Origin of the sequence: Fibrobacter sp. UWH6, from assembly GCF_900142465.1 — a bacterium.
In the GTDB taxonomy this organism is placed as follows: Bacteria; Fibrobacterota; Fibrobacteria; order Fibrobacterales; family Fibrobacteraceae; genus Fibrobacter.
Genome location: NZ_FRAX01000047.1, coordinates 1 through 1,093 on the forward strand (window position 1 = coordinate 1; position 1,093 = coordinate 1,093).

Here is a 1,093-nt window from a genome sequence, read left to right on the forward strand (position 1 = left end):
GGCGATTTCTAATCGCTAACGCATAATGTTGAACTTTTTCAAAAGATACTCATTTGGTGTTAGGTAGTCAAGCCTTTTTCTTGGTCTATTGTTCAGATTGTTCTCGATCCATCGGATATAGCGTTCATCGACATCTTCAATCTTTGCGCCCTTTGGAATAAATTGGCGAATCAGCCCGTTCATATTTTCATTCGCACCTCGCTCCCATGAATGATATGGATGCGCAAAATAGTACTTGATGCCAAGCGCCTTCGCCACGATTACGTGGTCCGCAAACTCCCTTCCGTTATCTGAAGTTATCGTCTTAAGCAACCCCTTGTACGGGAGAAGGGTTTCCACGATGGCAGCTGCAACCTCGTCAGAATTCTTGCTTCCGATTTTTCTAATCCAGCTTTGGTTCGTTGCCCTGTCGTTTATGGTGAGCAGCTTTCCCTTGTGATCCTTACCGATGACAAGGTCTACCTCAAGGTCTCCGAAACGTTCCTTTTTATCAACGATTGCAGGCCGCTTGTCGATAGATACTAGGCCGACAATCCTTCCTCTGTAGTCGTTCTTACGGCCCCTGGAAGCGTGTTTCTTGTTCTTGTGCCTTAGGCATTTGTAGAGGTCACCGCCATGCCGCTTGTCCTCCCAGATGTGACGGTAGATGAGTTCCTCGCAAGGACATTTCAGGCCCATAAGCCTGCATCTCCAGCGAACCTGCTGTGGACTCATGAAACTACGGATACTTGCGTCAACAATTCTCCAGTCATATCCGTCGTATTTCTTATGGCAGTGGCTAGCCTTCTTCCTTGCAACGGCTTTTCTATGTGCCGCCTCCGCTCCGTATTTCCCTCGTGAACCGTTCCGTTTGATTTCTCGTGATACGGTGCTTTGGGAACATCCGATTATGTCTGCGATTTGGGCTTGCGTGTAATGGCTACACAACAAGCCAAGAATTTTGTATCTTTGCTCTCGGTTAAGATGACTCAATGCAACCTCTTTGTGGTAAGAGAAGGTTGCAATTTAGTTATCCTAGCTGGCTCCCATCTGGGGGCCTTTTTTGCATCCTTCAGATTCCGCTCGGATTATGCATTTGCAAATAGAATTCGGG

1 protein-coding gene is annotated in these 1,093 nt (G+C 47.0%); it reads right to left on the minus strand.

The genetic code is table 11. The features are described from left to right. Positions 1 to 15: 15 nt before the first annotated feature. Positions 16 to 972 carry an IS30 family transposase gene (locus BUB73_RS16495; protein WP_073161660.1) on the minus strand — a complete coding sequence of 319 codons (957 nt, stop codon included), beginning with the start codon at positions 970 to 972 and terminating at the stop codon, positions 16 to 18. Positions 973 to 1,093: the final 121 nt, after the last annotated feature.